At 70.8% G+C, this 26355-nt stretch carries 20 protein-coding genes and 2 tRNA genes; 7 read left to right on the plus strand and 15 right to left on the minus strand.

What is annotated here, in order from left to right:
* Nucleotide 1 precedes the first annotated feature (1 nt).
* Nucleotides 2–3301 (minus strand): isoleucine--tRNA ligase, encoded by a 3300-nt coding sequence (gene ileS, locus KKR01S_RS07350; protein ID WP_061225660.1) that lies wholly within the window; start codon nucleotides 3299–3301, stop codon nucleotides 2–4.
* Between the two features lie 393 nt (nucleotides 3302–3694).
* Here ileS and KKR01S_RS07355 point away from each other — a divergent pair, with 393 nt between their 5' ends.
* Nucleotides 3695–4099: a DoxX family protein gene (locus tag KKR01S_RS07355; RefSeq protein WP_174520377.1), complete on the plus strand. Its 405-nt coding sequence runs from the start codon at nucleotides 3695–3697 to the stop codon at nucleotides 4097–4099.
* A gap of 65 nt (nucleotides 4100–4164) precedes the next feature.
* Here KKR01S_RS07355 and cobA read toward each other — a convergent pair whose 3' ends face one another.
* The 4 genes from cobA to KKR01S_RS07375 all read right to left on the minus strand — a co-directional run bounded on the left by cobA (nucleotide 4165) and on the right by KKR01S_RS07375 (nucleotide 8856).
* Nucleotides 4165–5382 (minus strand): uroporphyrinogen-III C-methyltransferase, encoded by a 1218-nt coding sequence (gene cobA / locus KKR01S_RS07360; protein ID WP_061225661.1) that lies wholly within the window; start codon nucleotides 5380–5382, stop codon nucleotides 4165–4167.
* Nucleotides 5379–7094: a nitrite/sulfite reductase gene (locus tag KKR01S_RS07365; protein WP_061225662.1), complete on the minus strand. Its 1716-nt coding sequence runs from the start codon at nucleotides 7092–7094 to the stop codon at nucleotides 5379–5381. Before KKR01S_RS07365 ends, cobA begins: the two co-directional genes overlap by 4 nt.
* A gap of 173 nt (nucleotides 7095–7267) precedes the next feature.
* Nucleotides 7268–8083 carry a sirohydrochlorin chelatase gene (locus tag KKR01S_RS07370; protein ID WP_058730258.1) on the minus strand — a complete coding sequence of 272 codons (816 nt, stop codon included), beginning with the start codon at nucleotides 8081–8083 and terminating at the stop codon, nucleotides 7268–7270.
* On the minus strand, nucleotides 8080–8856 hold the full coding sequence (locus KKR01S_RS07375) for an SDR family oxidoreductase (protein ID WP_058730257.1): 777 nt from the start codon (nucleotides 8854–8856) through the stop codon (nucleotides 8080–8082). The genes KKR01S_RS07370 and KKR01S_RS07375 overlap by 4 nt, the downstream gene beginning before the upstream one ends.
* Nucleotides 8857–8961: 105 nt before the next feature.
* On the opposite strand from KKR01S_RS07375, the gene KKR01S_RS07380 reads away from it, so the two are divergent.
* The 4 genes from KKR01S_RS07380 (at nucleotide 8962) to KKR01S_RS07395 (ending at nucleotide 15175) form a co-directional block, all read left to right on the plus strand.
* On the plus strand, nucleotides 8962–10863 hold the full coding sequence (locus tag KKR01S_RS07380; RefSeq protein ID WP_099049752.1) for a solute carrier family 23 protein: 1902 nt from the start codon (nucleotides 8962–8964) through the stop codon (nucleotides 10861–10863).
* An 84-nt stretch (nucleotides 10864–10947) separates the two neighbouring features.
* Nucleotides 10948–13593, plus strand: coding sequence for a valine--tRNA ligase (gene valS, locus KKR01S_RS07385; RefSeq protein ID WP_061225663.1), 2646 nt, complete (start codon nucleotides 10948–10950; stop codon nucleotides 13591–13593).
* Nucleotides 13583–13882, plus strand: a complete 300-nt coding sequence (locus KKR01S_RS07390) for a hypothetical protein (protein ID WP_061225664.1) — start codon at nucleotides 13583–13585, stop codon at nucleotides 13880–13882. The genes valS and KKR01S_RS07390 overlap by 11 nt, the downstream gene beginning before the upstream one ends.
* Before the next feature lie 3 nt (nucleotides 13883–13885).
* On the plus strand, nucleotides 13886–15175 hold the full coding sequence (locus KKR01S_RS07395; RefSeq protein WP_061225665.1) for an LssY C-terminal domain-containing protein: 1290 nt from the start codon (nucleotides 13886–13888) through the stop codon (nucleotides 15173–15175).
* 114 nt (nucleotides 15176–15289) lie between these two features.
* On the opposite strand, the gene KKR01S_RS07400 is transcribed toward KKR01S_RS07395, so the two are convergent.
* The 8 genes from KKR01S_RS07400 to KKR01S_RS07435 all read right to left on the minus strand — a co-directional run bounded on the left by KKR01S_RS07400 (nucleotide 15290) and on the right by KKR01S_RS07435 (nucleotide 21753).
* Nucleotides 15290–15910: a mycothiol-dependent nitroreductase Rv2466c family protein gene (locus tag KKR01S_RS07400; RefSeq protein WP_058730255.1), complete on the minus strand. Its 621-nt coding sequence runs from the start codon at nucleotides 15908–15910 to the stop codon at nucleotides 15290–15292.
* A 345-nt stretch (nucleotides 15911–16255) separates the two neighbouring features.
* The gene (locus tag KKR01S_RS07405) at nucleotides 16256–16447 is read right to left on the minus strand and encodes a hypothetical protein (RefSeq protein WP_058730254.1); all 192 of its coding nucleotides are present in this window, start codon (nucleotides 16445–16447) and stop codon (nucleotides 16256–16258) included.
* An 88-nt stretch (nucleotides 16448–16535) separates the two neighbouring features.
* Nucleotides 16536–16994: a hypothetical protein gene (locus tag KKR01S_RS07410; protein WP_058730253.1), complete on the minus strand. Its 459-nt coding sequence runs from the start codon at nucleotides 16992–16994 to the stop codon at nucleotides 16536–16538.
* 86 nt (nucleotides 16995–17080) lie between these two features.
* On the minus strand, nucleotides 17081–18376 hold the full coding sequence (gene clpX / locus KKR01S_RS07415) for an ATP-dependent Clp protease ATP-binding subunit ClpX (protein WP_058730252.1): 1296 nt from the start codon (nucleotides 18374–18376) through the stop codon (nucleotides 17081–17083).
* 190 nt (nucleotides 18377–18566) lie between these two features.
* Nucleotides 18567–19241, minus strand: a complete 675-nt coding sequence (locus KKR01S_RS07420) for an ATP-dependent Clp protease proteolytic subunit (RefSeq protein ID WP_058730251.1) — start codon at nucleotides 19239–19241, stop codon at nucleotides 18567–18569.
* Between the two features lie 55 nt (nucleotides 19242–19296).
* Nucleotides 19297–19932 carry an ATP-dependent Clp protease proteolytic subunit gene (locus KKR01S_RS07425; RefSeq protein ID WP_061225666.1) on the minus strand — a complete coding sequence of 212 codons (636 nt, stop codon included), beginning with the start codon at nucleotides 19930–19932 and terminating at the stop codon, nucleotides 19297–19299.
* A 259-nt stretch (nucleotides 19933–20191) separates the two neighbouring features.
* Nucleotides 20192–21517: a trigger factor gene (gene tig, locus KKR01S_RS07430; protein WP_061225667.1), complete on the minus strand. Its 1326-nt coding sequence runs from the start codon at nucleotides 21515–21517 to the stop codon at nucleotides 20192–20194.
* Between the two features lie 163 nt (nucleotides 21518–21680).
* Nucleotides 21681–21753, minus strand: a tRNA-Pro gene (locus tag KKR01S_RS07435).
* 231 nt (nucleotides 21754–21984) lie between these two features.
* On the opposite strand from KKR01S_RS07435, the gene KKR01S_RS07440 reads away from it, so the two are divergent.
* A tRNA-Gly gene (locus KKR01S_RS07440) sits at nucleotides 21985–22055 on the plus strand.
* Nucleotides 22056–22207: 152 nt separating this feature from the next.
* Here the strand turns inward: KKR01S_RS07440 and KKR01S_RS07445 are convergent.
* A complete protein-coding gene (locus KKR01S_RS07445) occupies nucleotides 22208–23113 on the minus strand; it encodes an Fpg/Nei family DNA glycosylase (RefSeq protein WP_061225668.1) in 906 nt (301 codons plus the stop codon).
* Nucleotides 23106–23600: a ribose-5-phosphate isomerase gene (locus tag KKR01S_RS07450; RefSeq protein WP_061225669.1), complete on the minus strand. Its 495-nt coding sequence runs from the start codon at nucleotides 23598–23600 to the stop codon at nucleotides 23106–23108. Before KKR01S_RS07450 ends, KKR01S_RS07445 begins: the two co-directional genes overlap by 8 nt.
* A 166-nt stretch (nucleotides 23601–23766) precedes the next feature.
* Here KKR01S_RS07450 and pepN point away from each other — a divergent pair, with 166 nt between their 5' ends.
* Nucleotides 23767–26313, plus strand: a complete 2547-nt coding sequence (gene pepN / locus KKR01S_RS07455) for an aminopeptidase N (RefSeq protein ID WP_061225670.1) — start codon at nucleotides 23767–23769, stop codon at nucleotides 26311–26313.
* The last annotated feature ends 42 nt before the right edge of the window (nucleotides 26314–26355 follow it).

Consider the following 26355-nt stretch of genomic DNA (forward strand, 5'->3'; position numbering starts at 1 on the left):
CTCAGTCCTCGGTCGTCACGGTCACGTGCAGGCCCTCGCCCGGCTCCAGGACGAGGTCCTCGGTCAGGGTCTCGGCCGTCACCAGCTCGGCGTGGGCTTCCACGGCCGCGCGGGTCGCGGCGTCGGCGATCACCACGGTGCGGATCCGGTCCGAGACCATGAGGTCCTCGTCCTTGCGGGCCTGCTGGATCGCGCGGATGACGTCCCGGGCGGTGCCCTCAGCCTGAAGCTCCGGGGTCAGGTGCGTGTCCAGGACGAGGAAGCCGCCGTCGATCACCGCGACGGCCCGCTCGGCCCCGGCGGACTCGTCCACCACGGTCTCCAGCTCGAACTCACCGGGCTGCAGGCCCAGGGGCTCCTCGAGGGTCTCGGAGCCCACCACGACCCCGTCGCCATCGGTCCGCCAGTCCCCCGCCTTCGCAGCGCGGATGACCTGCTGCACGAGCCGACCCAGCCGGGGTCCGGCGGCCCGGGCGTTGACCTTCAGGCTGCGGGAGATGCCGTAGTCCTCGGCTGAGGTCTGCTCGGCGTCCAGCACGGTCACCGTCTTGATGTTCAGCTCTGAGGCGATGATGTCCGCGTAGGTCCCGGCCAGATCGGCCCCCCGCGGGGCGGCGACGGTGAGGGAGGCCAGGGGCTGGCGCACGCGCAGCCGGTGGGCCTTGCGCAGCGCCGAACCGGCCGAGCACACGGCCCGGGTGGTGTCCATGAGCTCGGACAGATCCGCCTCCTCGGCGAAGGCCCCGGCGTCCGGCCAGTCGGCCAGGTGCACCGAGCGGCGCCCGGTCAGCCCGCGCCACATCTCCTCCGCGGTCAGCGGCAGCAGGGGTGCCGCCACCCGGCACACCGTCTCCAGGCAGGTCCACAGCACGTCGAAGGCGACGATGTCCTCGTCGAAGAAGCGCTGGCGGGAACGGCGCACGTACCAGTTGGTCAGGGCGTCGGCGTAGTGACGCAGGTGCTCGCAGGCGCTCCACACGTCGTAGGCGTCCATCGCCGCGGTGACGTCCGTGATCAGCTGGCGGGTGCGGGCCAGGATGAACCGGTCCATCACGTGGTCCGAGGTGTAGCGGGGCCGGGCCTCGTAGCCCTCCCCGTCGAAGGCCGCGTTCGTGTACAAGGTGAAGAAGTGGTACACGTTCCACAGCGGCAGCATCACCTGGCGCACGCCCTCGCGGATGCCGCACTCGGTGACGATGAGGTTGCCCCCGCGCAGGATGGGGCTGGACATCAGGAACCAGCGCATCGCATCGGAGCCGTCCCGGTCCAGGACCTCGGAGACGTCCGGGTAGTTGCGCAGGGACTTGGACATCTTCTGCCCGTCCGAGCCCAGCACGATGCCGTGGGAGACCACGTTCTTGTACGCGGGCCGGTCGAACAGGGCCGTGGCCAGGATGTGCAGGGTGTAGAACCAGCCGCGGGTCTGCCCGATGTACTCCACGATGAAGTCCGCCGGGTAGTGGTGCTCGAACCACTCCTTGTTCTCGAAGGGGTAGTGCACCTGGGCGTAGGGCATGGACCCGGAGTCGAACCACACGTCCAGCACGTCCGGGACGCGGCGCATCGTGGACTTCCCCGTCGGGTCATCCGGGTTGGGCCGGGTCAGCTCGTCGATGAACGGCCGGTGCAGATCCGGCTCTCCGTCGTGGTTGAGCGGCAGGCGCCCGAAGGCTTCCTGAAGCTCCGCCAGCGAGCCGTAGACCTCGGTTCGCGGGTAGTTCGGGTCATCCGAGACCCACACGGGGATCGGCGAGCCCCAGTAGCGGTTGCGGGAGATGGACCAGTCCCGGGCGTTCTCCAGCCACTTGCCGAACTGGCCGTGCTTGACGTTGCCGGGGATCCAGTTGATCTGCTCGTTGAGCTCGACCATGCGGTCCTTGAACTCGGTCACCGACACGTACCAGGAGGTGATGGCCCGGTAGATCAGGGGGTTGCGGCAGCGCCAGCAGTGCGGATACGAGTGCACATAGGACTTCTCCCGGATCAGCGCGCCCTTGGCCTTCAGCGCGTTGATGACGGTGCGGTTGGCCTCGAAGACCTGCACCCCGGCGATCCCGGTCAGGGTGTCGTCCCCGGAGGCGGTGGGCTCGGCGAACAGCGGCAGGAACTTCGCGCCCTCGTCCACGGAGAGCACCACGGGGATGTCATGGGCCTCGCAGACCTTCTGGTCGTCCTCACCGTAGGCGGGGGCCTGGTGGACCAGCCCGGTGCCGTCGGTGGTGGTCACGTAGTCCGCGACCAGCACCTGCCAGGCGTTGCCGGTGCCGTAGGTCTCGGCGTCGACGAAGTGATCCCACAGCGGCGCGTAGCGCACCCCGGCCAGCTGGGCGCCGTCGTAGGTCCGCACGACGCCGGCCCGGGCCGCGGCGGCCGGATCCTCGGCGTCGGCGTACCCGAGGTCCTTCGCGTACTCGGCCAGCAGGTCCTCGGCGACCACGTAGCGGGCCCCGGCCCGCTCACCGGCACCCTCCACCAGCACGTAGCGGATGTCCGGGCCGACGGCGATCGCCTCGTTGGTCGGCAGGGTCCAGGGCGTGGTGGTCCAGGCCAGCAGGTGGGCACCGGCCAGCTGGCGGGCGACGTCGGGCTCGGCGGCCAGGGAGGTGTCCTCGGTGACCTCGAAGGCCACGGTCACCGTGGGGTCCTGCCGGTCCTGGTAGACGTCGTCATCCATGCGCAGCTCGTGGTTGGACAGCGGGGTCTCGTCCTTCCAGCAGTACGGCAGCACGCGGAAGCCCTGGTAGGTCAGGCCCTTCTCGTGCAGCCGCTTGAAGGCCCAGATGACCGATTCCATGTACTCGACGTTGAGCGTCTTGTAGTCGTTCTCGAAGTCCACCCAGCGGGCCTGGCGGGTGACGTACTTCTGCCACTCGTCGGTGTACTTGAGCACGGAGGAGCGGCAGGCGTCGTTGAAGCGGTCGATGCCCATCTGCTCGATCTGCTTCTTATCCGTCATGCCCAGCTGCTTCATGGCCTCCAGCTCGGCCGGCAGCCCGTGGGTGTCCCACCCGAAGCGGCGATCCACCTTGTGCCCACGCATGGTCTGGTAGCGGGCCACGAGGTCCTTGACGTAGCCGGTGAGCAGGTGCCCGTAGTGGGGCAGACCGTTGGCGAAGGGCGGCCCGTCGTAGAACACGAACTCGTCGGTGGGTCCCTCCGGGTTCTCGCGCTGGTCGATGCTGGCCTGGAAGGTGCCGTCCTGCTCCCACTGGGAGAGCACGGCCTCCTCGATCGCGGGGAAGGAGGGGGAGGCGGGGACGGCGTCGCCTGCGGCGGAGGACTTGGGGTACTGGCTGCTCACGAGGACATCCTGGGGCTGGTCGGGTCGCTTGCTCGTCAGGACGCCCGCCGCCGCGGGACCGCCGGGGTCCCGGACCGCGCACGCGGTACCACCTCACTTGCCGGGGGCCGAGGAGCCCGCGGCGGCGCACAGGGGCCGCCGCGGGAGGTTCTCGACGGTCCTCGACCGCTTCATTCGTCGGCTGTGACGGGCCTGCCCGTCCGGGTCTAATGAGGCTGTATCTGTTCCGCCTTCCCCCGCGCCGCAGCGCATCGGTGGGGGTTGGCAGGTACCGCCCGTTCTTCCGGATTGCTCGCCGGTGATGGCCGGGTCATCGCACCGACCCCAGTGTAGGCCCGCCCGCTCCGGGGTGTCTAACGCCGGGGTCTCCCGCCGCGGCGTACCGTGGGGCCCATGGCCGATTCCCCCCAGCCCCTGACCCCGTCCGCCCGGCGGCGCACCGCACGCTCCGCCCGCCTCCAGGCCGGGGCGCTGACCGGGATGGGCCTGCTGCACGTCATCCGCCCGGGTGCCTTCGACCCCCTGATTCCCCCGGCCCTTCCCGGCTCGGCCCGCGCCTGGACCTACGGCTCGGGGGCTGCGGAGCTCACCGTGGCCGCCCTGCTGGCCCGGCACCGCACGCGCCGGATCGGCGGGCGGGCGGCCGTCGGGCTCTACCTGGCAGTGTGGCCCGGCAACGTCCAGATGGCCTGGGATGCCCGGCACGACTCCCCCGCGCGCCGGATCATCACCCTGGCCCGCCTGCCGCTGCAGATCCCGATGATCCGCGCCGGCCTGCGGGTCGCGCGCGAGGCCTGAGGCACCCGCCCCGCAGCCGCCCGGCTCGTCCCGACCCGCCCGGCCCCTTCCGGTGTGGGCCGCGTTCAGTCGGTCGAGGCGCCCATCGCGGCCACGTCCCCGACGACGATCACCGCGGGAGCGCGCACCCCGCGCCGCCGAGCCAGCTGCGCGATGGTCTCCAGGGTGCCCACCGTGGTGCGCTGCTCGGGGGTCCAGCCGCGTTCGACGATCGCGACCGGGGTGAGCGGGTCGTGGCCCAGCTCGATCAGGTGCCGGGAGGTGTCGGCCAGTCGGCGCACCCCCATGAGCAGGATGAGAGTATGCGCCCTGTCGTGCGGGACCACCGGGAGCTCGGTGTGCGCGGTGACCACGCTGAAGCCGTGGGAGAGGTTCCGATGGGTCACCGGGATTCCGGCGGCTGCCGGCACGGACACGGCCGAGGTGATCCCGGGCACGACCTCCACGGGCACCCCGTGGGCCGCGCAGTATTCCTCCTCCTCGCCGCCGCGGCCGAAGACGAACGGGTCCCCGCCCTTCAGGCGGACGACCCGCAGGCCCTTCCGGGCCTCCTCCACGAGGGTCGCATTGATCCGGTCCTGGGTGACCTTGTGGTACCCGGCGCGCTTGCCGACGTCGATGATCCGGGCGTGCTCGGCCAGGCGCGGCAGCAGATCCACCGGACCGAGCCGATCCGCCACCACGACGTCGGCATCGGCCAGCAGGTGCCGCCCGCGCACGGTGAGCAGGCCGGGATCTCCGGGGCCGCCGCCGACCAGCGCCACGCCGCCGGGAGGCAGCCGCGACTCGTCCGGGGATTCCAGCACCTGCTCCCGACGGGCCCGGACCGGGGCTTCCCCCGTCTCCAGGCGCGCCTGGATCCAGGCGGCCACGGCCTTGGCTCGGGCGGGATCCGCGGCGGCGTTGACGCCCACGCTCACCCCGTGCGCCCGGGCGGCGGCCGCGGACCACGCGGTCGAGGCCTGGGGATCGCCGCCGATCACGGCGAAGATCCGACGGCTCTCGGCGGCCTCGGCCAGCTCCCGCTGGGCCCTCGGGCTGCTCGTGTGAGCGAACAGGAGCCACACCCCGTCCAGATCCGCGGCCGCGGCCCGGCGCCGGTGCCACACCAGGTGGGGGTCCTGATCGGCCAGACGCGCCAGCTCCTCGGTGACCTCCGGGGCCACCAGCAGCACCCGGGCCCGCTCGATCAGCAGGGCCCGGACCCGCCGCTCGGCCACCGGGCCGCCGCCGGCGACGAGCACCGTCCGACCCGCCAGCCGCAGGCCGACGGGCAGGCTCACGCCACCAGCTCCTCATTGGCGGTGCGCGCCCAGTCCGCGAAGCCCTGCTCGGGGTCCTGCCGGTGGCGCAGGTAGGAGCGCACCAGGCGCTCCACGTAGTCGGCGATGCCCGTGGCCGGGACCTTCAGCCCGCGCACGGTGCGCCCGGTGACCCCGCCGTCGTTGGCGTACCCGGACAACTCCCCACCCAGGTGCACCTGGAAGCCGGGCACCTGCTCCCCGACCTCATCCGTGATGATCTGGCCCTTCAGCCCGATGTCCGCGGTCTGGATGCGCGCGCAGGAGTTGGGGCAGCCGTTGATGTGCAGGGTCAGCTGCTCGGGCAGCCGATCGGCCACGTCGGCCAGGCGCTCATCCAGGTCCCGGATGACCCCCTCGGCGGTGTCCTTGGTGTCCACGATCGCCAGCTTGCAGAACTGGATGCCCGTGCAGGCCATCGTGGTGCGGCGGAACAGGGACGGCTCGGCCTCCAGGCCGATCTCCCGGGCTCCCGCGACGAAGGCCTCGACGTCGTCCTCCGGAACGTCCAGGACCACGATCTTCTGGTAGGGGGTCAGCCGCAGCCGGCCCGCGCCGTGGTCCTGCATGAGGTCGGCCAATCGGTTCAGCAGCCGCCCGCCGACGCGCCCGACCACCGGGGACAGCCCGACGTAGTATCGGCCGTCCTTCTGCCGGTGCACCCCCACGTGATCGCCCGTGCGGGTCGGGCGCTGCGGGGCGGGCCCGTCCGGCAGGCGCCAGCCGAGATACTCCTCCTCCAGGACCTCGCGGAACCTCTCGGGACCCCAGTCGGCCATGAGGAACTTCAGCCGGGCCCGGTTGCGCAGGCGGCGGTAGCCGTAGTCCCGGAAGATGCTGGTGACCCCGAGCCAGACCTCGGCCGCGTGCTCCGGGGCGACGAAGGCGCCCAGGCGCTGGGCGAGATGGGCGTTGGTGGACAGCCCGCCGCCGACCCACAGGTCATAGCCGGCCCCCAGCTCGGGGTGGACCACCCCGACCAGCGAGATGTCGTTGATCTCGTGCACCACGTCCTGGCTGGGGTGACCGGTCACGGCGGTCTTGAACTTGCGCGGCAGGTTGGACAGCTCGGGGTCCCCGATGAAGCGCTCCTTGATCTCCCGGATGGTCGGGGTGGGATCCAGGATCTCCTCGGCGGCCACTCCGGCCACGGGCGAGCCGAGGATCACGCGGGAGACGTCCCCGCAGGCCTCGGTCGTGGACAGGCCCACGGACTCCAGACGCCGCCAGATCTCCGGGACGTCCTCGATCTGCACCCAGTGCAGCTGGATGTTCTGCCGATCCGTGACGTCCGCGGTGCCGCGGCCGAACTCCTCGGAGATCCCCGCGATCACGCGCAGCTGCTCCAGGGTCAGCGCACCGCCGTCGATGCGCACCCGCATCATGAAGTACCGGTCCTCCAGCTCGGAGGTCTCCAGCTTGGCGGTGCGCCCGCCGTCGATGCCGGGGCGGCGCTGGGTGTACAGCCCCCACCACCGGAACCGGCCGTGCAGGTCGTCATCGGCGATCGCGTCGAATCCCTCGCGGGCGTAGACGGACTCGATGCGCTCCCGCACGTTGAGTCCGTCGTCCTCGAGCTTGAACTCCTCGTTGTGGTTCAGCGGGGCGCGTCCGTCGATCTTCCACTGGCCGTTCGGTTTGGCGGCGCGCTTGCGCTTCGGGGTGGGCTGCGCAGCCGGTGCGGTACCTGACATGGTTCGACCCTAGGGAACCCCCGCGGTGAGCGGAAAAATCGGCTCAACACGGAACAACGCGGGGACGCGCGGCGTCATCTGAGGTGATCCGAGCGAAACATGATGCCGCGCGAGCACCCCGGGGCGCGCGTCCGGCGAGGCGGGGGCCGCCCGGGGCGCCGTCGGTGCCGGGATCAGGTGGATTGGGTCTCGACCTCGACCTCGCCGCCCCCGGCGGCGGCCGCGGCCCGGCGCAGGGCCAGCAGGGCGACGGCGCGCAGCCCCGCCTCGTCCTCGGCCTCCACCAGGGGTCCGGCCAGGCGCTGCGGACCGGCGGCGGCCAGCCGGTCCTGGAAGGTCCCCGGGGTGAGCAGATAGGAGGAGCAGGCCACCGCATCCGCCTCGCTGCCGGCGGCGCGCACGACCTCGGCGATGCTGGGCCGGCCGGCGCCGTAGCCCAGGTGCACCGGCAGGCCCAGGGCATCGGCGAGCAGGTCCCGCTGCCGGGCGGCGGCCCGCCGGCCGGCGGTCACCGAGGAGCCGGCCGCCCCCATGACGACGGCGCCCGGCTCCACCTCGGGGCTCCACCCGGCCTCTCGCAGCCGCCGCACCTGCAGGGCCGCCAAAACCGGGTCCGGGCCCAGGGCCCGGGCCACGACCATGCCGTGTCCGCGGCGCAGTCCGGGATGCCGCCGGGCAGCGTTCTGCAGATCCACCCGCGTGTGGTAGCCGGTGGACAGCAGCAGCGGCTGGATGACCCCCGGGCGATCAGGGGGCAGGGCGCCGACCACCGCGTCGGCGGAGGGCTCCTGCACGTCCACCGAGGCGGCGTGCACCGGTCCGGGGGCGAGGGAGCGGATCGCATCCACCAGGGCGGCCATGGTCCGCTGGCCCAGCGCGCTGCGGGTGCCATGCCCGCACACCACCAGGTGCACCCCGGACAGGGCCCGCCGCTCGTCCGGGTCCAGCGGGTCCTGGGTGTCCGGCCGGGCCGGCCGGTGCCCGCTCACGAGGGGTCCCGGCGGATGACCTTGTGCTGGGCGGCCTGGGCCACCGGGCGCAGGGTCACGGTGTCCAGGGCGATGTGGTGCGGCAGGGTCACGGCCAGGACGTTGACGCGGGCGACGTCCTCGGCGGTCAGCGGCTGCTCGACCCCGCGGTACACGGCATCGGCGGCTTCCCGGGAGCCCAGCCGGTTCAGGGAGAACTCCTCGGTGCGCACCATCCCCGGGCGGATCTCGATCACGCGCACGTTGTGCTCGGCCTCCTCCAGGCGCAGCGCCTCGGTCAGGCCGCGCTCGGCGAACTTCGCGGCGTTGTAGCCGCCGCCGCCCTCGTAGCCGGCCTCCGCGGCGGTGGAGGTCAGATTCAGCACGGTGCCGCGCCCGTTGGCGCGCAGGTCCGGCAGGAAGGCGCGGACGGTGTTCAGGGTGCCCAGGACGTTGACCTCGTACATGGCCCGCCAGTCCTCGGGATCGCCGTCGGCCACGGCGTCCATGCCGATCGCGCCGCCGGAGATGTTCAGCAGCGCGTCCAGCGGTCCGTGCTCCCGCCGCACCCGCTCGGCCAGGGCCGCCACCGCCTCGGGATCGGTGACGTCCAGGGGGTGCGGGATCACCCCGGTCTGCTCGGCCAGCTCCTCCAGGCGCTCGGCGCGGCGGGCCGCGGCGTACACGGTCCAGCCCTCGGCGCGCAGCTGACGGGCTGTCTCCCGCCCGATCCCGGAAGACGCTCCGGTGACGACGGCGGTGCGGGTGGTGCTCGATGCGGTGGTCTCGCTCATGTCCCCCACCCTAGCGACGCCCGGATGACGATCGTGTGACCCGGACGATGGGAGGTCTTCTGCGGCGGTACCCTCGATGGGGTGAGCCTCCCTGCATCCGCGCCCGTGCGCCACCCGGTCGACCGCGTCCCTCCGTTCCCCCGCCTGGCGGCGCTGGGCGTCCAGCACGTCCTGGCATTCTACGCCGGCGCGGTGATCGTGCCGCTGCTGATCGCCCAGTCCCTGCACCTGGATGCGGCCACGACGATCCACCTGATCAACGCGGATCTGCTGACCTGCGGTCTGGCCACCCTGATCCAGTCGGTGGGTCTGGGTCGCCGGGTCGGGGTGCGCCTGCCCATCATCCAGGGCGTCACCACCACCGCCGTCGCCCCGATCATCGCGATCGGGCTGGGGGCCACGGACGGGCGCGGCGGCGTCGAGGGCCTGCCGATGATCTACGGGGCCGTGATCGTCTCCGGGCTGTTCACGTTCTTCGCCGCCCCGGTCTTCTCCCGGCTGCTGCGCTTCTTCCCGCCGGTGGTCACCGGCTCGGTGCTGCTGTGCATGGGCACCTCGCTGCTGGCGGTCTCCGCGAACGACGTCGTGGACCACGCCCAGGACGCCCCGGACGCCAGGGCCATCGCCTACGCCGCGGGCACCCTGTTGGTGATCGTGCTGGTCCAGCGCTTCTTCCACGGGTTCCTGGGCACCCTCGCGGTGCTGATCGGGCTGGTGGCCGGCACCGCGGTCGCCCTGCTGCTGGGCGATGCCCACCTGGACGAGGTGGGTCGGGCCGATGCCCTGGGCATCACGACCCCCTTCTACTTCGGCATCCCGCAGTTCAGCGTCTCGGCGATCCTCATGATGGTCATCGTCATGATGATCACCATGGTGGAGACCACCGGGGACGTGTTCGCCACCGGGGAGATCGTGAAGAAGCGGATCCGGGCGAAGGACGTGACCGCGGCGATCCGGGCCGACGGCGTCTCCACGACCCTGGGCGGGGTGCTGAACTCCTTCCCGTACACCTGCTTCGCCCAGAACGTGGGCCTGGTGCGCATCACCGGGGTGAAATCCCGGTGGGTGGCCGCGGCCGCGGCGGTCCTGATGATCGTGCTCGGGCTGCTGCCCAAGGCCGGGGCCGTCGTCGCCTCGATCCCCTCGCCGGTGCTGGGTGCTGCCTCCCTGGCGCTGTTCGCCAACGTCGCGTGGGTGGGGATGCAGACCATCGGGCGGGCGGACATGTCCGACAACCGCAACGCGGTGATCGTCACGACCGCCCTGTCGCTGGCGATGCTGGTGACCTTCAAGCCGGAGATCGCCCAGGTGCTGCCCTCCTGGGCGCAGATACTGCTCTCCTCCGGGATGATCGCCGGGTCCATCACGGCCATCGTGCTGAACCTGCTGTTCTTCCACGTGGGTCGCCAGAGCGGCGGGCTCATCGCTCGCTCCCCGGAGGGCGAGGGTCTGACCCTGGAGCAGATCAACGCCCTGGACCGGGAGGGCTTCGTGCGCGCCCTGGGTGAGCTGTTCAACCGCGAGACCTGGCCGCTGGAGCAGGCCTGGGAGTCCCGACCCTTCGCCGACGTCGCCGCGCTGCGCGAGGCGATCCAGGTGGCCGTGCTCACCGCGCCCCGCCAGCGGCGCGAGGCCCTGATTCACGACTACCCGGACATGGCCCAGCTGATCACCGCCCCCGAGGAGGAGCACGCCCGGATCTCCCGGGACCGCGGCTCCCTGGGGCTGGAGGACCTGGACGATGCGCAGCTGGCGGCCCTGCAGGAGCTGGCCGCCCAGTACCGCGAGCGCTTCGGGATGCCGTGGGTGGCGTACCTGTCCACCACGGATTCGGTGGATCGGGTGCTGCGCTCGGGGGTGCGGCGCCTGGCCAACTCGGCCGCGCAGGAGCACCGGGTGGCGCTGACACAGATCGTGGAGATCGCCAACGACCGCTTCGACGCGCTGCTGGCCGGGGCGAATCCGGTGCGGGCCTCCTGGGATCGGAAGTTCACCGAGCTGGACTGACCGGGCCGGAGCCGATCCGGACCGGGTGGAGCCGGGCCCGGTGGGCCGACGGCTCACGGCGGCGTGCGTGAGACAATGGGCGGCATGGCTGAGATCAACCAGGGCACAGACGCGCCCGCACGCACCACCGTCCCCGACAAGCCCGGACTGGAGGGCCTGGAGGAGAAGTACTCGCAGGCCTGGCGGAAGGCCGGGACCTATGCCTTCGACGCGCAGACCAGCCGCGAGCAGGTCTACTCCATCGACACTCCCCCGCCCACGGCGTCGGGCTCCCTGCACGTGGGACACATGTTCTCCTACACGCAGACGGATGTGATCGCCCGCTACCAGCGGATGCGCGGGAAGAACGTGTTCTACCCGCTGGGCTGGGACGATAACGGCCTGCCGACCGAGCGGCGGGTGCAGAACTACTACGGGGTGCGCTGCGACCCGTCGAAGCCGTACGTGGAGGGGTATCGCCCGCCGGAGAAGCCGGCGCGCAACCAGCGGGACTGGGATGTGATCTCCCGGCAGAACTTCATCGAGCTGTGCGAGGAGCTGGCGGTCGAAGACGAGAAGGTCTTCGAGCACCTGTTCATGACCCTGGGCCTGTCCGTGGACTGGGATCGCACGTATCGGACCATCGACGCCCATTCCCGCCGGGTTTCCCAGCGGGCGTTCCTGCGGGATCTGGCGGCCGGCAACGCCTACATGGCCGAGGCCCCGACCATGTGGGACGTCACCTTCCGCACCGCGGTGGCCCAGGCGGAGCTGGAGGACAAGGAGCGCGAGGGCGCCTACCACCGGATCTCCTTCCACCGGCCCGACGGGCAGAAGGTGTGGATCGAGACCACCCGCCCGGAGCTGCTGCCCTCCTGTGTGGCCCTGGTGGCGCACCCGGAGGATGAGCGGTACCGAGAGCTGTTCGACACCACCGTGACCTCGCCGCTGTTCGGCGTCGAGGTTCCGGTGAAGGCCCACGAGCTGGCGCAGCCGGACAAGGGCGCGGGGATCGCGATGATCTGCACCTTCGGCGACACCACGGACGTGACCTGGTGGCGGGAGCTGGATCTGCCGACCCGCGCGCTGATCGGCCGGGACGGGCGCTTCGCCCGGGAGGTCCCGGAATGGATCACCGACGAGGACGCCCGGGCCCGCTACGAGCGGATCGCCGGGGCCACCGTGTTCACCGCGCAGAAGACCGTGGTGGAGATGCTCGGGGAGAACGGGGAGATGGAGGGTGAGCCGCGGCGGATCACCCACCCGGTGAAGTTCTACGAGAAGGGGGACAAGCCCCTGGAGATCGTGACCTCCCGGCAGTGGTACCTGCGCAACGGCGGTCGCGACGAGGACCGGCGGAGGACGATGATCGAGCGGGGTCGGGAGATCTCCTGGCACCCGGCGTTCATGCGCAGCCGGTACGAGAACTGGGTGGAGGGCCTGAACGGGGACTGGCTGGTCTCCCGCCAGCGGTTCTTCGGCGTGCCCTTCCCCGTGTGGTACCCGGTGGATGAGCACGGGGAGCCGGACTACTCCTCCCCCATCCTGCCCGCCGAGGAGCAGCTGCCGGTGGATCCGGCCGCACAGGCCCCGGCCGGCTACGCCGAGGGTCAGCGGGATCAGCCCGGCGGGTTCACCGCGGACCCGGATGTGCTGGACACCTGGGCCACCTCCTCCCTGACCCCGCAGATCGCGACCGGGTGGGGCGAGGACGACGGGCTGCACGCCAGCACGTTCCCGATGGATCTGCGTCCGCAGGGCCACGACATCATCCGCACCTGGCTGTTCTCCACCGCGGTGCGCGCGGATTCCCTGGAGGATTCCGTGCCGTGGCGGCACACGGCCCTGTCCGGGTGGATCCTGGATCCGGACCGGAAGAAGATGTCCAAGTCCAAGGGCAACGTGGTGGTGCCCCACGAGGTGCTGGACAAGTACGGGGCCGACGCCGTGCGCTACTGGGCCGCCTCGGCCCGCCTCGGGGCGGACACCGCCTACGACGAGGGGCAGATGAAGATCGGCCGGCGTCTGGCGATCAAGCTGCTCAACGCCTCCAAGTTCGTGCTCATGCAGGGGGTCACCGCGGATTCGGTGATCGGCCGCGGCGCGGACGCGACGGTGGTGGTCAACGGGCTGGATCGGGCCCTGCTGGCCCGGCTGGAGCAGGTGGTGCGGGAGGCCACGCAGGCCTTCGAGGACTACGAGTACGCCAAGGCCCTGCAGCTGACCGAGACCTTCTTCTGGACCTTCACGGATGACTACGTGGAGCTGGTCAAGGACCGGGCCTACGGCGGGCGCGGTGAGGCCGAGCAGGCCTCGGTGCACGCGGCGCTGGCCACGACCCTGGACGCGCTGCTGCGGCTGTTCGCCCCGTTCCTGCCCTTCGCCACGGAGGAGGTGTGGTCCTGGTGGCGCGGCGGCGTCGAGCAGGGCGCCTCGGTGCACCGGGCCGAGTGGCCGAGCACGCAGGCTTACGCGGGCGTGACCGGGCAGGCGGAGGTCCTCGACGTCGTCGGCCGCGCCCTGTCCGGGGTGCGCAAGGCCAAGTCCGAGGCGAAGGTCAAGCAGCGCACCGAGGTCCTCGAGGCCACCGTGCGCGCCGAGCAGGCCGTGCTGGACCTGCTGGCCGAGGGCGCGGAGGACCTGAAGGCCGCGGGCAACGTCCGCGAGCTGCGGCTGCTCGCGCAGACCGGAGCGGAGCTGGCCGTGGCCTCGGTGCACCTGGCCGCCGAGGACGCCGCCGATGCCCGCTGAGCGCTCCGAGACCGAGCAGCCGCGCCCGGCGGTCGAGGCGGAAGCCTCGCCCGCCGGGCGCGGCCCGTCCCGCTACGCCACCTCCGAGGGCCGCGGGCGGGACCCGCACTACCCCGAGTACCAGGGGGATACGGATCAGACTCAGCAGACCCGCTTGCAGCAGCAGCTGCAGGACGAGCGGCGCCTGATCGACGACTGGCCGGACAAGGTCTACTTCATCCTGGCCGGGCTCGCCTCGATCTGGCTGGCCGTGGTGGCCCTGACCCAGGCCGTGCACATGAGCTGGTGATCGGTGCTGTTCATCCTGATCTTCTGGGGGCTGGCGGCGTACCTGGCCCTGCCGCGTTTCCACCGGATCATGACGACCATCTACGTCCCGGACTACTTCTTCGGCCGCACCCAGACCGGTGACGGCCTGCTCGGGGATCCGGTGAACCTGGCGTTCCTGGCGGAGGAGGACGACATCCACGAGGCGATGCGCCGGGCCGGGTGGACGATGGCGGAGCCGGTGACGCTGAAGAGCTCGTGGCAGATCATCATCTCCTCGCTGACCAAGCGCTCCTACCCGTCCGCGCCGGTCTCCCCGCTGCTGCTGTTCGGGCGCCGCCAGGATTTCGCGTACCAGCAGGAGGTGGACGGCAACCCGTCCAAGCGCCATCACGTGCGCTTCTGGAAGACCCCGGAGGACTGGATGCTGCCGGGCGGGCAGCGGGCGGACTGGGTCGCGGCCGCGACCTACGACAACGCCGTCGGGCTGTCCCTGTTCACCCTGCAGGTCACCCACAAGGTGGATGCGGCCACGGACCTGGAGCGGGATTACGTGGTCCAGACGCTTGGCTACACCAGCCCCGAGGCTTCGGTCCGGGTGCTGGAGGGGTTCATGAGCGGGTACAACTCCCGCAACGGCGGCGGGGACCAGATCCGCACGGACGGGAACCTGCCCATCGTGGACCTGGACGAGGTGGTGCCCGGGGACCACGAGGAGGATTCCGGGGAGCAGGCCCGCGGGCCGCGCGGACACCGGAACCTCTCCCAGCTGGCCGAGAAGGCGCCGCCGCAGGTCTGGCTGGCCGGGGCGCTGGTCTCGCTGGTGGCCCTGCTGCAGATGGGACGCAGCCTGTACCGGCTGTTCACCCCGGAGTTCACCCGGTCGGTGCGCGAGCAGCGGCTGATCGACGCGGCGGAGGCCTTCGCCGCGGACACGGGCAGCGACCTGTGGGATGTGACCCTTGCGCTGGTGACGGCGGCGATCGCCGTGATCGCGCTGGTGCAGGTGCTGCTGGCGATCAACGTGGTGCGCGGGCGGTACCGGGCCCGGCAGATCAGCCTGGCCCTGCTGCTGGTCAGCTTCGTGGCCACCGCGGTGGAGGTGTTCAACGGGACGGCGGACTCCTCGATCACCTACGCGGTGTTCGTGGTGATGGCCAGCCAGGTGTTCGCGATGATCGAGTACACCTCGGATGACGCGATCAACTACACGTGGGCGGCCCGCCAGACGCTGCGCCGGCGCAAGGCGCAGAAGCGGAAGGATCGGCGCGAGACCCGGAGCGCGGCGCGCGGCGGATCCTCCGACCGGGGGTGAGCCCCGGCGGGCACGAGGGCGCGGGAGCCGCCCCGATGCGCGCAGGCCCCGGCCGCCCTTCCCGGGATCGGGAATCGGCGGCCGGGGCCTTCGCTCGCGGCGGGGTCGGGCGGCTCAGTCGAACTGCGGTCCGCGGGTGCGGGAGCGCTTCAGCTCGAAGAACCCCTCGTAGGAGGCCAGGGCGAGCGCCCCGTCCCAGACCTTTCCGGCCTCCTCGCCCGTCGGCGCCGGGGACATGACGGGGCCGAAGAACGCCGCACCTTCCAACGCGATGATGGGCACGCCGACGTCGTCTCCGACCAGCTTCAGCGCGCGGGCGTTGGAGGCGCGCAGGGCGTCGTCGTAGGTGTCCTTCTCGGCCTCCTCGGCCAGCTCCGCCGGCAGCCCGGTCTGCTCCAGGGCCCGCTCGATGGCCTCGCGGAGGCGCTTGGTCTCGTCCTGCTCCCCGGTGTTCTCCGGGTGGATCGCGGTGCCGACGGCGTCGTAGAAGGCCTTGACCTTCTCCTGCCCCTGGGTCTCGCGCACGGCCATGGCCACGCGGGCCGGTCCCCGGGAGCGGTCCAGGTGGGCGCGGTAGTCGGCGGGGATGTCCTTGTCCTCGTTGAGGAGGCTCAGGCTGAAGGGATTCCAGGTGACCTCGACGTCGCGGATGCCCCCCACCTCGGTCATCCAGCGGGAGGTCATCCAGGCCCACGGGCAGATGGGATCGAACCAGTACTCGACCTTCTCGGTCATGGCGTGTGCTCCTTCTCGGGTCGCGTCGGGCCCCTTCCGGGGCCGCTGCCGTCCAGCACAGCCGCGCAGGAACCCCGATTATTCCCCGGCGGCGCTCCGACTGCGCAGCTGGCGCAGCTCCCAGCGGAAGCAGAGCGCCGCCGCGATCACCCCGACGGCCAGCTCCGCCCCGAGGATGATCCCGTCCACCGCGGTCACCGCCCCGCCGAGAAGCACGATGAGGCCGAACAGCGCCAGGCAGGCCAGCCAGGCGCCCAGCCCGCAGCCGATCCGCCAGCCGATCGCTTGCGGGCTGGTGCGGCGGTAGCGGGTTTAGGTGACCTCGGGGATCCATCGATTCATGGCTCACTCGATGAGGACGCCCACGACCACGGCCACGGCGAGGCCCAGCAGGGAGGACGGCGCGATCCACGGGTCATCCCCGCGGAACGCGGTCCACACCAGCACGGCCGCGACCACGCCGAGCGGCTGGGCGAGCCCGCGCAGCCCCAGCTTCCAGGGGGCCGGCGCCTCAGGTGCGGAGGGCGGGCTCATCATCAGGCCGTCTCCTCTCGGCGTGCTGTGATCTCCAGAACAACAGAGGTGGAACCGGAGAGTCAAGGCCGGTCCCGCCCCGGGCACGCGGCTAGAGGGAGGGCGACGCGTCGTCCCGCTCCCTCGCGATCTCCTCCATCCGGCGCACCCCGGCGAGGTAGGACACAGCGGAGAACACCGCCATGGCCGCGAGGACGATGATCATCAGGGTCGCGTTGCCGAAGATGCTGAAGCGGTAGGTCGCCGCGGTGCGGCTGACGATGAAGGCCGCTGCGATCCACGCGGTGACGAACAGGAACGGGACGAGGGCCCGCCAGAGGATCATCCGGCGGGAGGAGTACTTGGCCCGCTCCAGCTCGGGGTCCTTCGCATCGGCCAGCGTCCGCGGCAGCAGCGCCAGACCCGCCACGAAGCCGATCACGATCGGCACCAGCGCCCAGTTCTGGGAGCGCTCCTGCGGGATGCCCAGGACGACGCCGAGAAAGATCGCCGACGTCGTGAGAAACGGGGACCCGTATTCGCGGATCAGGACCTTGGGGATGCTGTGCACGATGCTGCGGACTCCTTGCGTTCATGGATGAGGTCTGACGACGGGATCGGCCGGAACAGTGTCCCGGTACCCTCGGACCGGGAAACTCAGGAGGCGCTCTTGCGCTGCGCCTCGAGCTCCTCCCGAGTGATGATCTCCGGCTCGCTCTGCCCGCGCACGGCCTCGGCGGTGACCACCACCTCGGCGACGTCCTCCCGGGAGGGGATCTCGAACATCACCGGCTGCAGCAGCTCCTCCATGATGGCGCGCAGACCGCGGGCCCCGGTGCCGCGGGAGATGGCCAGGCGGGCGATCTCCCGCACGGCGTCGTCCGTGAAGTGCAGGCGGACGTCGTCGAAGGAGAACATCCGCTGGTACTGCTTGGCCAGGGCGTTGCGCGGCTCGGTGAGCACCCGAGCCAGGTCCTCCTCCCCCAGCTCGGACAGGCTGGCCAGCACCGGCAGGCGCCCGATGAACTCCGGGATCAGCCCGAACTTCAGCAGATCCTCCGGCAGCAGCTTCTGCAGGATGTCCGTCTCCTGGGCTGCCTGCTCGATGGGAGCGCCGAAGCCGATGCCCTTCTTCCCGACGCGCGCCCCCACGATCTCCTCCAGGCCCGCGAAGGCACCGGCGACGATGAACAGGACGTTGGTGGTGTCGATCTGCACGAAGTCCTGCTGCGGGTGCTTGCGCCCGCCCTGGGGCGGCACGGCGGCGACGGTGCCCTCGAGGATCTTCAGCAGCGCCTGCTGCACCCCCTCCCCGGAGACGTCGCGGGTGATCGAGGGGTTCTCGGACTTGCGGGAGATCTTGTCGATCTCATCGATGTAGATGATCCCGGTCTCGGCCTTCTTCACGTCCCCGTCCGCGGCCTGGATCAGCTTGAGCAGGATGTTCTCCACGTCCTCGCCGACGTAGCCGGCCTCCGTCAGGCTCGTGGCATCGGCGACGGCGAAGGGCACGTTCAGCTTCTGCGCCAGCGTCTGGGCGAGGTAGGTCTTCCCGGAGCCGGTGGGCCCGACCAGCAGGATGTTGGACTTGGCGATGTCCACGTCCTCACCGCCGGAGGCCAGCAGCTGCTGACCGCTCACGGGGGTCGCGGAGTCCTTGGCCCGGATCCGCTTGTAGTGGTTGTACATCGCCACCGCGAGGGCCCGCTTGGCCGAGTCCTGGCCGATCACGTACTCCTGGAGGAACTCGTAGATCTCCCGCGGCTTGGGCAGCTCCGCGGAGGCCAGCTCCGTGACCTCGCTGAGCTCCTCCTCGATGATCTCGTTGCACAGCTCGATGCACTCATCGCAGATGTACACCCCGGGGCCGGCGATGAGCTTGCGGACCTGCTTCTGGGATTTGCCGCAGAAGTTGCACTTGAGCAGGTCGGCGGTCTCACCGAGACGGGACATGGTTCCTCACTTCACGCGGCGACGAGGGCGGGATGCGCGGGCGGTGGGCCCGCTCGCGCGCAGGGTCCGGGCCGCCGTCGGGCGGGCGCATCGGATACCAGGCTACCGGCTGCGACGCCCCCGCGTCTGCCCTGTTGCGCAGGGTGTGGATATGACGCGGGGGCGCTGCGAGATGACGGATCCGAACGGATCAGTCCTGGGTGTTGATCTGCGGCTTGTTGATCTTGCGCGACTCCAGGACCTGGTCGATCAGGCCGTACTCCTGGGCGTCCTTGGCGGTGAGGATCTTGTCCCGCTCGATGTCCTTGTTGACCTGCTGGCTGGTCTTGTTCGAGTGCAGGGCCAGGGTGTCCTCCAGCCAGGTGCGCATGCGCATGACCTCGTTGGCGTGGATCTCGATGTCCGAGGCCTGCCCGCCCTGCTGCCCGGCCAGGGCCGGCTGGTGGATGAGCACGCGGGCGTTGGGCAGGGCCAGGCGCTTGCCGGGGGTGCCGGCGGCCAGCAGGACCGACGCCGCGGAGGCCGCCTGCCCCAGGCACACGGTCTGGATCTCCGGGCGGATGTACTGCATCGTGTCGTAGATCGCGGTCATCGCGGTGAAGGAGCCGCCCGGGGAGTTGATGTACATGACGATGTCCCGGTCCGGGTCCTGGGCCTCCAGGACCAGCAGCTGGGCCATGATGTCATCGGCCGAGGCGTCGTCGACCTGCACGCCGAGGAAGATGATGCGGTCCTCGAACAGCTTGGCGTAGGGGTCCTGGCGCTTGTAGCCGTACGGGGTGCGCTCCTCGAAGGAGGGCAGCACGTACCGGTCGGTGGGCATGGTCAGGCCGGAAGCCTGGGCCTGCGGGGAGGTGAAGTTCATGGAAGTCTCGTGTCTCCTGGGAAGAGGTGGGGTGTGCGTGGCGGACCGGGGAGGTTCAGGAGTGCTTCAGGGTCCCGCCGCCGCCGGAGACGGAGCCGGCGGACTGGGCGATGTGGTCGAAGAAGCCGTACTCCAGGGCCTCCTGGGCGGTGAACCAGTTGTCCCGGTCGTTGTCCTCGAGGATCTGCTCCACGGACTTGCCGGTCTGCTGCGCGGTCAGCTCGGCCATGCGCTTCTTCATGTCCAGGATCAGCTCGGCCTGGGTGCGGATGTCCGAGGCGGTGCCGCCGATGCCGCCGGAGGGCTGGTGCATCAGGATCCGGGCGTTGGGGGTCGCGTAGCGCTTGCCCGGGGTCCCGGAGGAGAGCAGGAACTGCCCCATCGAGGCGGCCATGCCGGTGGCGATGGTCACGACGTCGTTGGGGATCAGCTGCATCGTGTCGTAGATGGCCATCCCGGCGGTGATGGATCCGCCCGGGGAGTTGATGTACAGGTAGATGTCCGCCTGCGGGTCCTCCGCGGAGAGCAGGAGCATCTGGGAGCAGATCAGGTTGGCGTTGTCATCGCGCACATCCGAGCCGAGCCAGATGATGCGCTCCTTGAGCAGACGGTTGTAGACGTGGTCGTCCTGACCGCGGGGCTCGCGGCTCATCTGCGGGGCCGAACCGTGGGCGGAAAGCTGCTGTGCCATCGGTGGTGTGTCCTCTTCTCGTCGCTGAGCGGCAGGCCCCCGTCCACCCGGGACGGGGCGTCGGCGGGGGCCTTCTCCGCTGGTGTCTGTCTACGACAGTAGTAGGCCGACGCCCGCGCGCCCACGGGTGCCCGAGCCAGTTCGCTGTTGGCTTGCCGGGGGCTGGACGGCAGAACGACGCCGCCCCGACTCCCCTCCTCAAGGCGGGAGGGGGTCGGGGCGGCGTCGTCGCTCAGCGAGCGCGAAGGGGCGGAGGGGATCAGTCCTGCTGGGCGGTCTCCTCGGCGGTCTCCTGCTCGCCCTGCGGGTTGAGGTAGGAGCTCAGGTCCACGGCGTTGCCGGAGGCGTCCACGACCTCGGCCTGCTCCAGCACCTTGGCCAGGGCCTTGGAGCGGCGGACCTCGCCGACCATCATCCCGGCCTGCCCGGAGGAGTCCAGCATCTGGGCGAACTGGTTGGGGTCCATGCCGTACTGGGAGGACATCGTGATGATGTAGTCGATCAGCTCGGCCTGCTCGACGCCGATCTCCTCCTTCTCGGCGATCGCGTCGAGGATGACCTCGTTGCGGAAGGCCCGCTCGGTGTTCTCCCGGACCTCGGCGCGGTGCTCCTCGGAGTCGTGGTCGGCCTCGGCGTTGGGGTTGGAGAAGTGCTGCTCGACCTGCTCGTCGATGACCTTCTCCGGCACCGGGACCTCGACCAGCTCGACCAGGCGGTCCAGGGCCTTGTCCCGGGCCTCGGCGCCCTGCTCGGCGACCTTGGCCTGGGCGGCCTGCTTCTTCAGGTCCTCCTTCAGCTCGTCGATCGTGTCGAACTCGGAGGCCATCTGGGCGAAGTCGTCGTCGGCCTCGGGCAGCTCGCGCTCCTTGACGGCGCTCAGCTTGACCTTCACGGTGGCGTCCTCGCCGGAGTGCTCACCGCCGGCCAGCTGGGTCTCGAAGGTCGCATCCTCCCCGGCGGACAGGCCGGTGAGGGCCTCATCCAGGCCCTCGAGCATGGTCCCGGCACCCACCTGGTAGGACAGGTCGTTGGCGGCGTCGACCTCCTCGCCGTCGATCGTTGCCTGCAGGTCCAGGGTCACGAAGTCGTCCTCGGCGGCCGGGCGGTCCACGGCCTTCAGGGTGCCGAAGCGGGAGCGCAGCTCGTCCAGGGCCTTCTGCTCGTCCTCGGCGGTGACCTCGGCGTCGGCGACCTCGATCTTCAGCCCGGTGTACTCGGGAAGTTCGATCTCGGGGCGCACGGTGACCTCCAGGGAGACCTGGATGTCCTTCTCGCGCGTGTCAGACTCGGGCTTGGCTACGACGTCGACCTCGGGCTGGGACAGCGGGGTCAGCTCGTTCTCGGCCAGGGCCTGCTGGTAGAAGCCGTTGAGGGCGTCGTTCAGGGCGTTCTCCACGACGAAGTCGTAGCCGACGCGCTGGTCGATCAGCGCCGCGGGGACCTTGCCCTTGCGGAAGCCGGGCAGCTGGATCTGGTTGGCCAGGTCCTTGTAGGTCTTGGTGAGAAACGGTTTGAACTCCTCGAAGGGCACATCGACCTGGATCTTGGCCAGGGTGGGGTTCTGCTTCTCGACGGTGGTCTTCACGTCCGTTGGTCTCCTACGGGTCGTCTTGGATGGAGCCCGCGCGGATGCCCGAGCGGGCGGGTTGCGGCGTGCTCGCCTACACGGCGGGATGCGCCGCGCACGTGTGATCGGAGAAGGGCCGCGCGAACGCCGCGTCGACGTCGCAGATCCGGCCCCTCCACCGTCGGGGTGACAGGACTCGAACCTGCGATCTCCTGCTCCCAAAGCAGGCGCGCTAGCCACTGCGCTACACCCCGTCAGCCTCAGGTCAGTTTAGCGTCTCGCCCTCGCATTGCGAATCATGCTCGCGCAGTCTGCTCGCCGCATCCACCCGGAACGGCCACCGCGGGGCCCGTCCCGCGTCTCCTGTGGGTGGTGCTGGTGCCGCCCGGAGCGCGCCAGCGGATTTGACGCCCGGCGAGCCGGTGGTGTTCGATGAGGTGGTCCGCCGAGGCCCCCCGTTCCGGGGTCGGTTCCTCGCGCAGCGCGGGGATGTAGCTTAATGGTAAAGCCTCAGTCTTCCAAACTGATGACGCGGGTTCGATTCCCGTCATCCCCTCTCACGGCCCCGTCACCCTCCGGTGGCGGGGCTTCGTCGTCTCCTGACGCCGGTCGCGACGCCGCCGAGACCGTACCCGACGGGTCCGGTCTCGGCACCTTCGTACGGTCTCGGCGTGTGTGCGGTCTCGGGGTCCTCGCCTCCGGGGCCGCTCAGCGCGGGGCCTGGCAGACGGTGCACCAGTAGAGCTTGCGCCCGCCCAGGTCCTCCACGACGATCGCGTCCTGTCCGCAGACCCGGCAGGGGCGTCCGTGGCGCAGGTAGACGTAGTTGGCGTGCTCGCGCCAGGCCCGCTCGGCGGGCACCCCGGGCCGGTGCTCCGGGGCGGTGGTCACGATCCGACCCAGCCGCACGGCGGCCTCCATGAGGGTGACGTTGTCCCGCCACAGCAGCTCCAGCCGCTCCCGCGGAACCCGAGCTGCCGGGGTGTGCGGGTGCTGACCGGCCCGGAACAGGCTCTCCGCGCGGAAGATGTTCCCGATGCCGGCCACCGCCTTCTGATCCATCAGCACCGCGCCGATGGGTCGGGAGGTCGCAGCCGCCGCGGCGTAGAACGGCTCGGGGTCGGCCTGCGGGTCCAGGGGGTCCGGGCCCAGCTGGGCGTCCAGGGCCGCCACCCCGGCGGGTTCCAGGACCCGGCAGATCGTGGCCCCCACCAGGTCCGCGTAGCCGTGCTCCCCCACCAGGCGCACCCGGGTGGTGGGTCGCGGGGCCGGCGGCCCGGCGTAGGCGGCCGGGGCGTCGTCTGCCTCGGTGCCGGCGGTCTCCCGCTCGGCCATCCGTCGGGGCGCCCCGATCGAGGAGGCGGCGGCGAAGGTCTCATCCCCGCCGAAGGTCCACGCCCCGTACATCCCCAGGTGCACGTTGAGGGTGAGGTCGTTGTCGAAGCCGAGGAAGAAGTGCTTGCCGTGGGCCCGGGAGGTGATCGCCCGCGCCCCGTCCAGCAGGGCGGCTCCCTGGGCGAAGCGCCCCTGGGGGCTGGAGACCCGCAGGGTCTGGCCGAGGAAGCCCTCCGCGAAGCGGCGGGCGACCCGGTGGATCGAGTGGCCCTCAGGCATCCGCGTCCAGAACGCTGCCGGCGATCCCCCCGGTGCGCTCGTACTCGCCGATCTGGCCGATGCGGCGCACGTGCCGCTCGTCGCCGCTGAACGGGGTGGACAGGAAGACGCGGATGATCTGCAGGGCCTCCTCCTTCTGGTGCTGGCGTCCACCCACCGCGGCGATCTGCGCGTCGTTGTGCTCCCGGGCCAGTGCCGCGGTCGTCTCGCTCCAGATCAGGGCCGCGCGGATGCCGGGCACCTTGTTCGCGGCCATCTGCTCGCCGTTGCCGGAGCCCCCGAGCACGATCCCGAGGGCCTCGCGCCCGGCGTCGAGGTCCCGGCGCACGGCGATGGCGGCGTCGATGCAGAACGCCGGGTAGTCATCCTGCGGGTCATAGGTCTGCGGCCCGTGGTCGACCAGCTCGTGGCCGTCGGAGGTGAGGCTGTCCACCAGGTAGCGGCTGAGCTCCAGCCCGGCGTGGTCGGTGGCGATGTGGATGCGCAACGTCGCTGCTCGCTTCCTCGGTCGCGGCCTCCGCGAAGCGGCGGGGCCTGTGCGGTGCTAGGGGTGTGGGCCGCATGGGGCCCGGCCCCGCCCACACTACCCGGTGGGGTGTAATACCCTGAGAGTCAGGTTGAAACCGCTGTCCCCGATGAAAGGCCACGCGCCCATGCCCGGAATGAATCTGACGCGCCAGGAGGCGGCCGAGCGCGCCGACGTCGTCACCCGCGTGCACTCCTATGACATCCGCCTGGACCTGACCGGGTCCGCCCGGACCTTCGCCTCGACCACCACCGTCGTGTTCGACGCCGTGCCGGGTTCCTCCACGTTCATCGACGCGGTCACCGACTCGGTGCAGCGGGTGCGCCTGAACGGGCGGGACCTGGATCCCGCGGAGGTCTCCGACGGGGTGCGCATCCAGCTGCCGGAGCTGGCCGAGAGCAACGAGCTGACCGTCGAGGCCCAAGCCCTGTACACCAACACCGGCGAGGGCCTGCACCGCTTCGTGGACCCGGTGGACGACGAGGTCTACCTCTACACCCAGTTCGAGGTGCCCGATTCCCGGCGCATGTACGCCGTCTTCGAGCAGCCGGACCTGAAGGCCGAGTTCACCTTCACCGTCACCGCTCCGGCCGCCTGGACGGTGATCTCCAACCAGCCGGTGGACTCCCGCGAGGAGCAGGGCGAGCAGGCGGTGTGGCGCTTCCGCCCCACCCCCCGGATCTCCTCCTACATCACCGCCCTGGTGGCCGGGCCCTACGCCAAGGTCTCGGATTCCCTGACCAACGCCGAGGGCCGGGAGATCCCCCTGGACCTCTACGCCCGGCGCTCCCTGATCGAGCACCTGGACGCGGAGGACATCTTCACCCTGACCAAGCAGGGCTTCGCGTTCTACGAGGAGCAGTTCGGGGTCCCCTACCCCTTCGAGAAGTACGACCAGCTGTTCGTCCCCGAGTTCAACGCCGGGGCGATGGAGAACGCCGGGTGCGTGACCATGCTGGAGGACTACATCTTCCGCTCCAAGCCCACCGAGGCCATGGTGGAGCGCCGGGCCATCACCGTCCTGCACGAGCTGGCGCACATGTGGTTCGGGGACCTGGTGACCATGAAGTGGTGGAACGACCTGTGGCTCAACGAGTCCTTCGCCGAGTTCATGTCCCACCTGGCGGCCGTGTCCAACACCCGGTTCACCCACGCCTGGACCACCTTCGGCGCCTCGGAGAAGACCTGGGCCTACCGCCAGGACCAGCTGCCCTCGACCCACCCGATCGTCGCCCCGATCAACGACCTGCAGGATGTGCAGGTCAACTTCGACGGCATCACCTACGCCAAGGGCGCCTCCGTGCTGCGCCAGCTGGTGGCCTGGGTGGGCCAGGAGGAGTTCATGCGGGCGCTGCGCTCCTACTTCGAGAAGCACTCCTGGTCCAACGCGACCCTGGCGGATCTGCTCGCGGAGCTGGAGTCCACCAGCGGGCGCAAGCTGGATTCCTGGTCCAAGGTCTGGCTGGAGACGGCCGGGGTCAACACCCTGACCCCCTCCATCACCGCCGCCGAGGACGGCACCCTGGAGTCCGTGGAGGTCATCCAGACCGCCCCGAACGACTACCCGACCCTGCGTCCGCACCGGATGACCGCCGGGTTCTACGACCTGCGGGACGGGAAGCTGGTGCGCACCCACCGGGTGGAGTTCGACGTCGAGGGCGAGCGCACCGCGATCCCCGGCGTCGCCGGGCGGGCCCGCCCGGATCTGATCCTGCTCAACGACGAGGACCTCGCCTACGCCAAGGTCCGGCTGGATGAGCGCTCCTTCGATACGGCCGTGGCGCACCTGCGCGACTTCGAGGAGTCCCTGCCGCGCGCCGTCGTGTGGGGGGCGGCCTGGGACGGCACCCGGGACGGGCAGATCCCGGCCCGGCAGTTCGTGGACCTGGTGCTGAACAACATCGACGCGGAGACGGACTCCACCTCGATCATGACGCAGCTGCGCAACCTGGCTACGACCCTGAAGATGTACGTGCGCTCGGATGCCCAGGAGGCCACCCGGGAGAAGGCCGCACAGCGGCTGTGGGAGATCGCCCAGTCCGCCCCGGCCGGGTCGGACCGCCAGCTGCAGTTCGTGCAGGCCTTCGCCGCCCACGCCACCACGGAGGAGCAGAAGGACACCGTGCGCGCGCTGCTGGAGGGTCAGCAGCGGCTGGAGGGCCTGGAGATCGACCGGGACCTGGCCTGGCGTCTGCTGATCGCGCTGGCCGCGGCCGGGCGGGCCGACGAGGCGGAGATCGACGCCGCCGCGGCCGAGGACAACACCTCCACCGGCGCCCAGAAGGCCGCCCAGGCGAAGGCCGCGATCCCCACCGCGGAGGCCAAGAACCGGGTGTGGGAGCAGGTGGTGGAGCACCACGACCTGCCCAACGTCATCCAGCGCTCCGCGATCATGGGGTTCAACGCGACCACCAAGAGCTCCCTGCTGCGCCCGTTCATCCCCCGCTACTTCGCCGCGATCGAGCGGGTCTGGCAGGAGCTGTCCCACGAGATCTCCCAGCAGATCATCACCGGGCTGTTCCCCCAGGTGGTGGACCGGGACGTGCTGGAGGCCTCGGAGCAGTTCCTCAGCCAGCTCGGCGAGGGCCGGGACTCCCTGCGCCGCCAGGTGATCGAGGGGCGCGACGGCATCGAGCGGGCCCTGCGGGTGCAGGCCGCGGACGTCATCGGCTGACGAGTCGTGAGCGCCCCGAGCCTATATGAGCAGATCGGCGGG

Origin of the sequence: Rothia kristinae NBRC 15354 (assembly GCF_001570865.1) — a bacterium.
GTDB classification, from domain to species: domain Bacteria; phylum Actinomycetota; class Actinomycetes; order Actinomycetales; family Micrococcaceae; genus Rothia; species Rothia kristinae.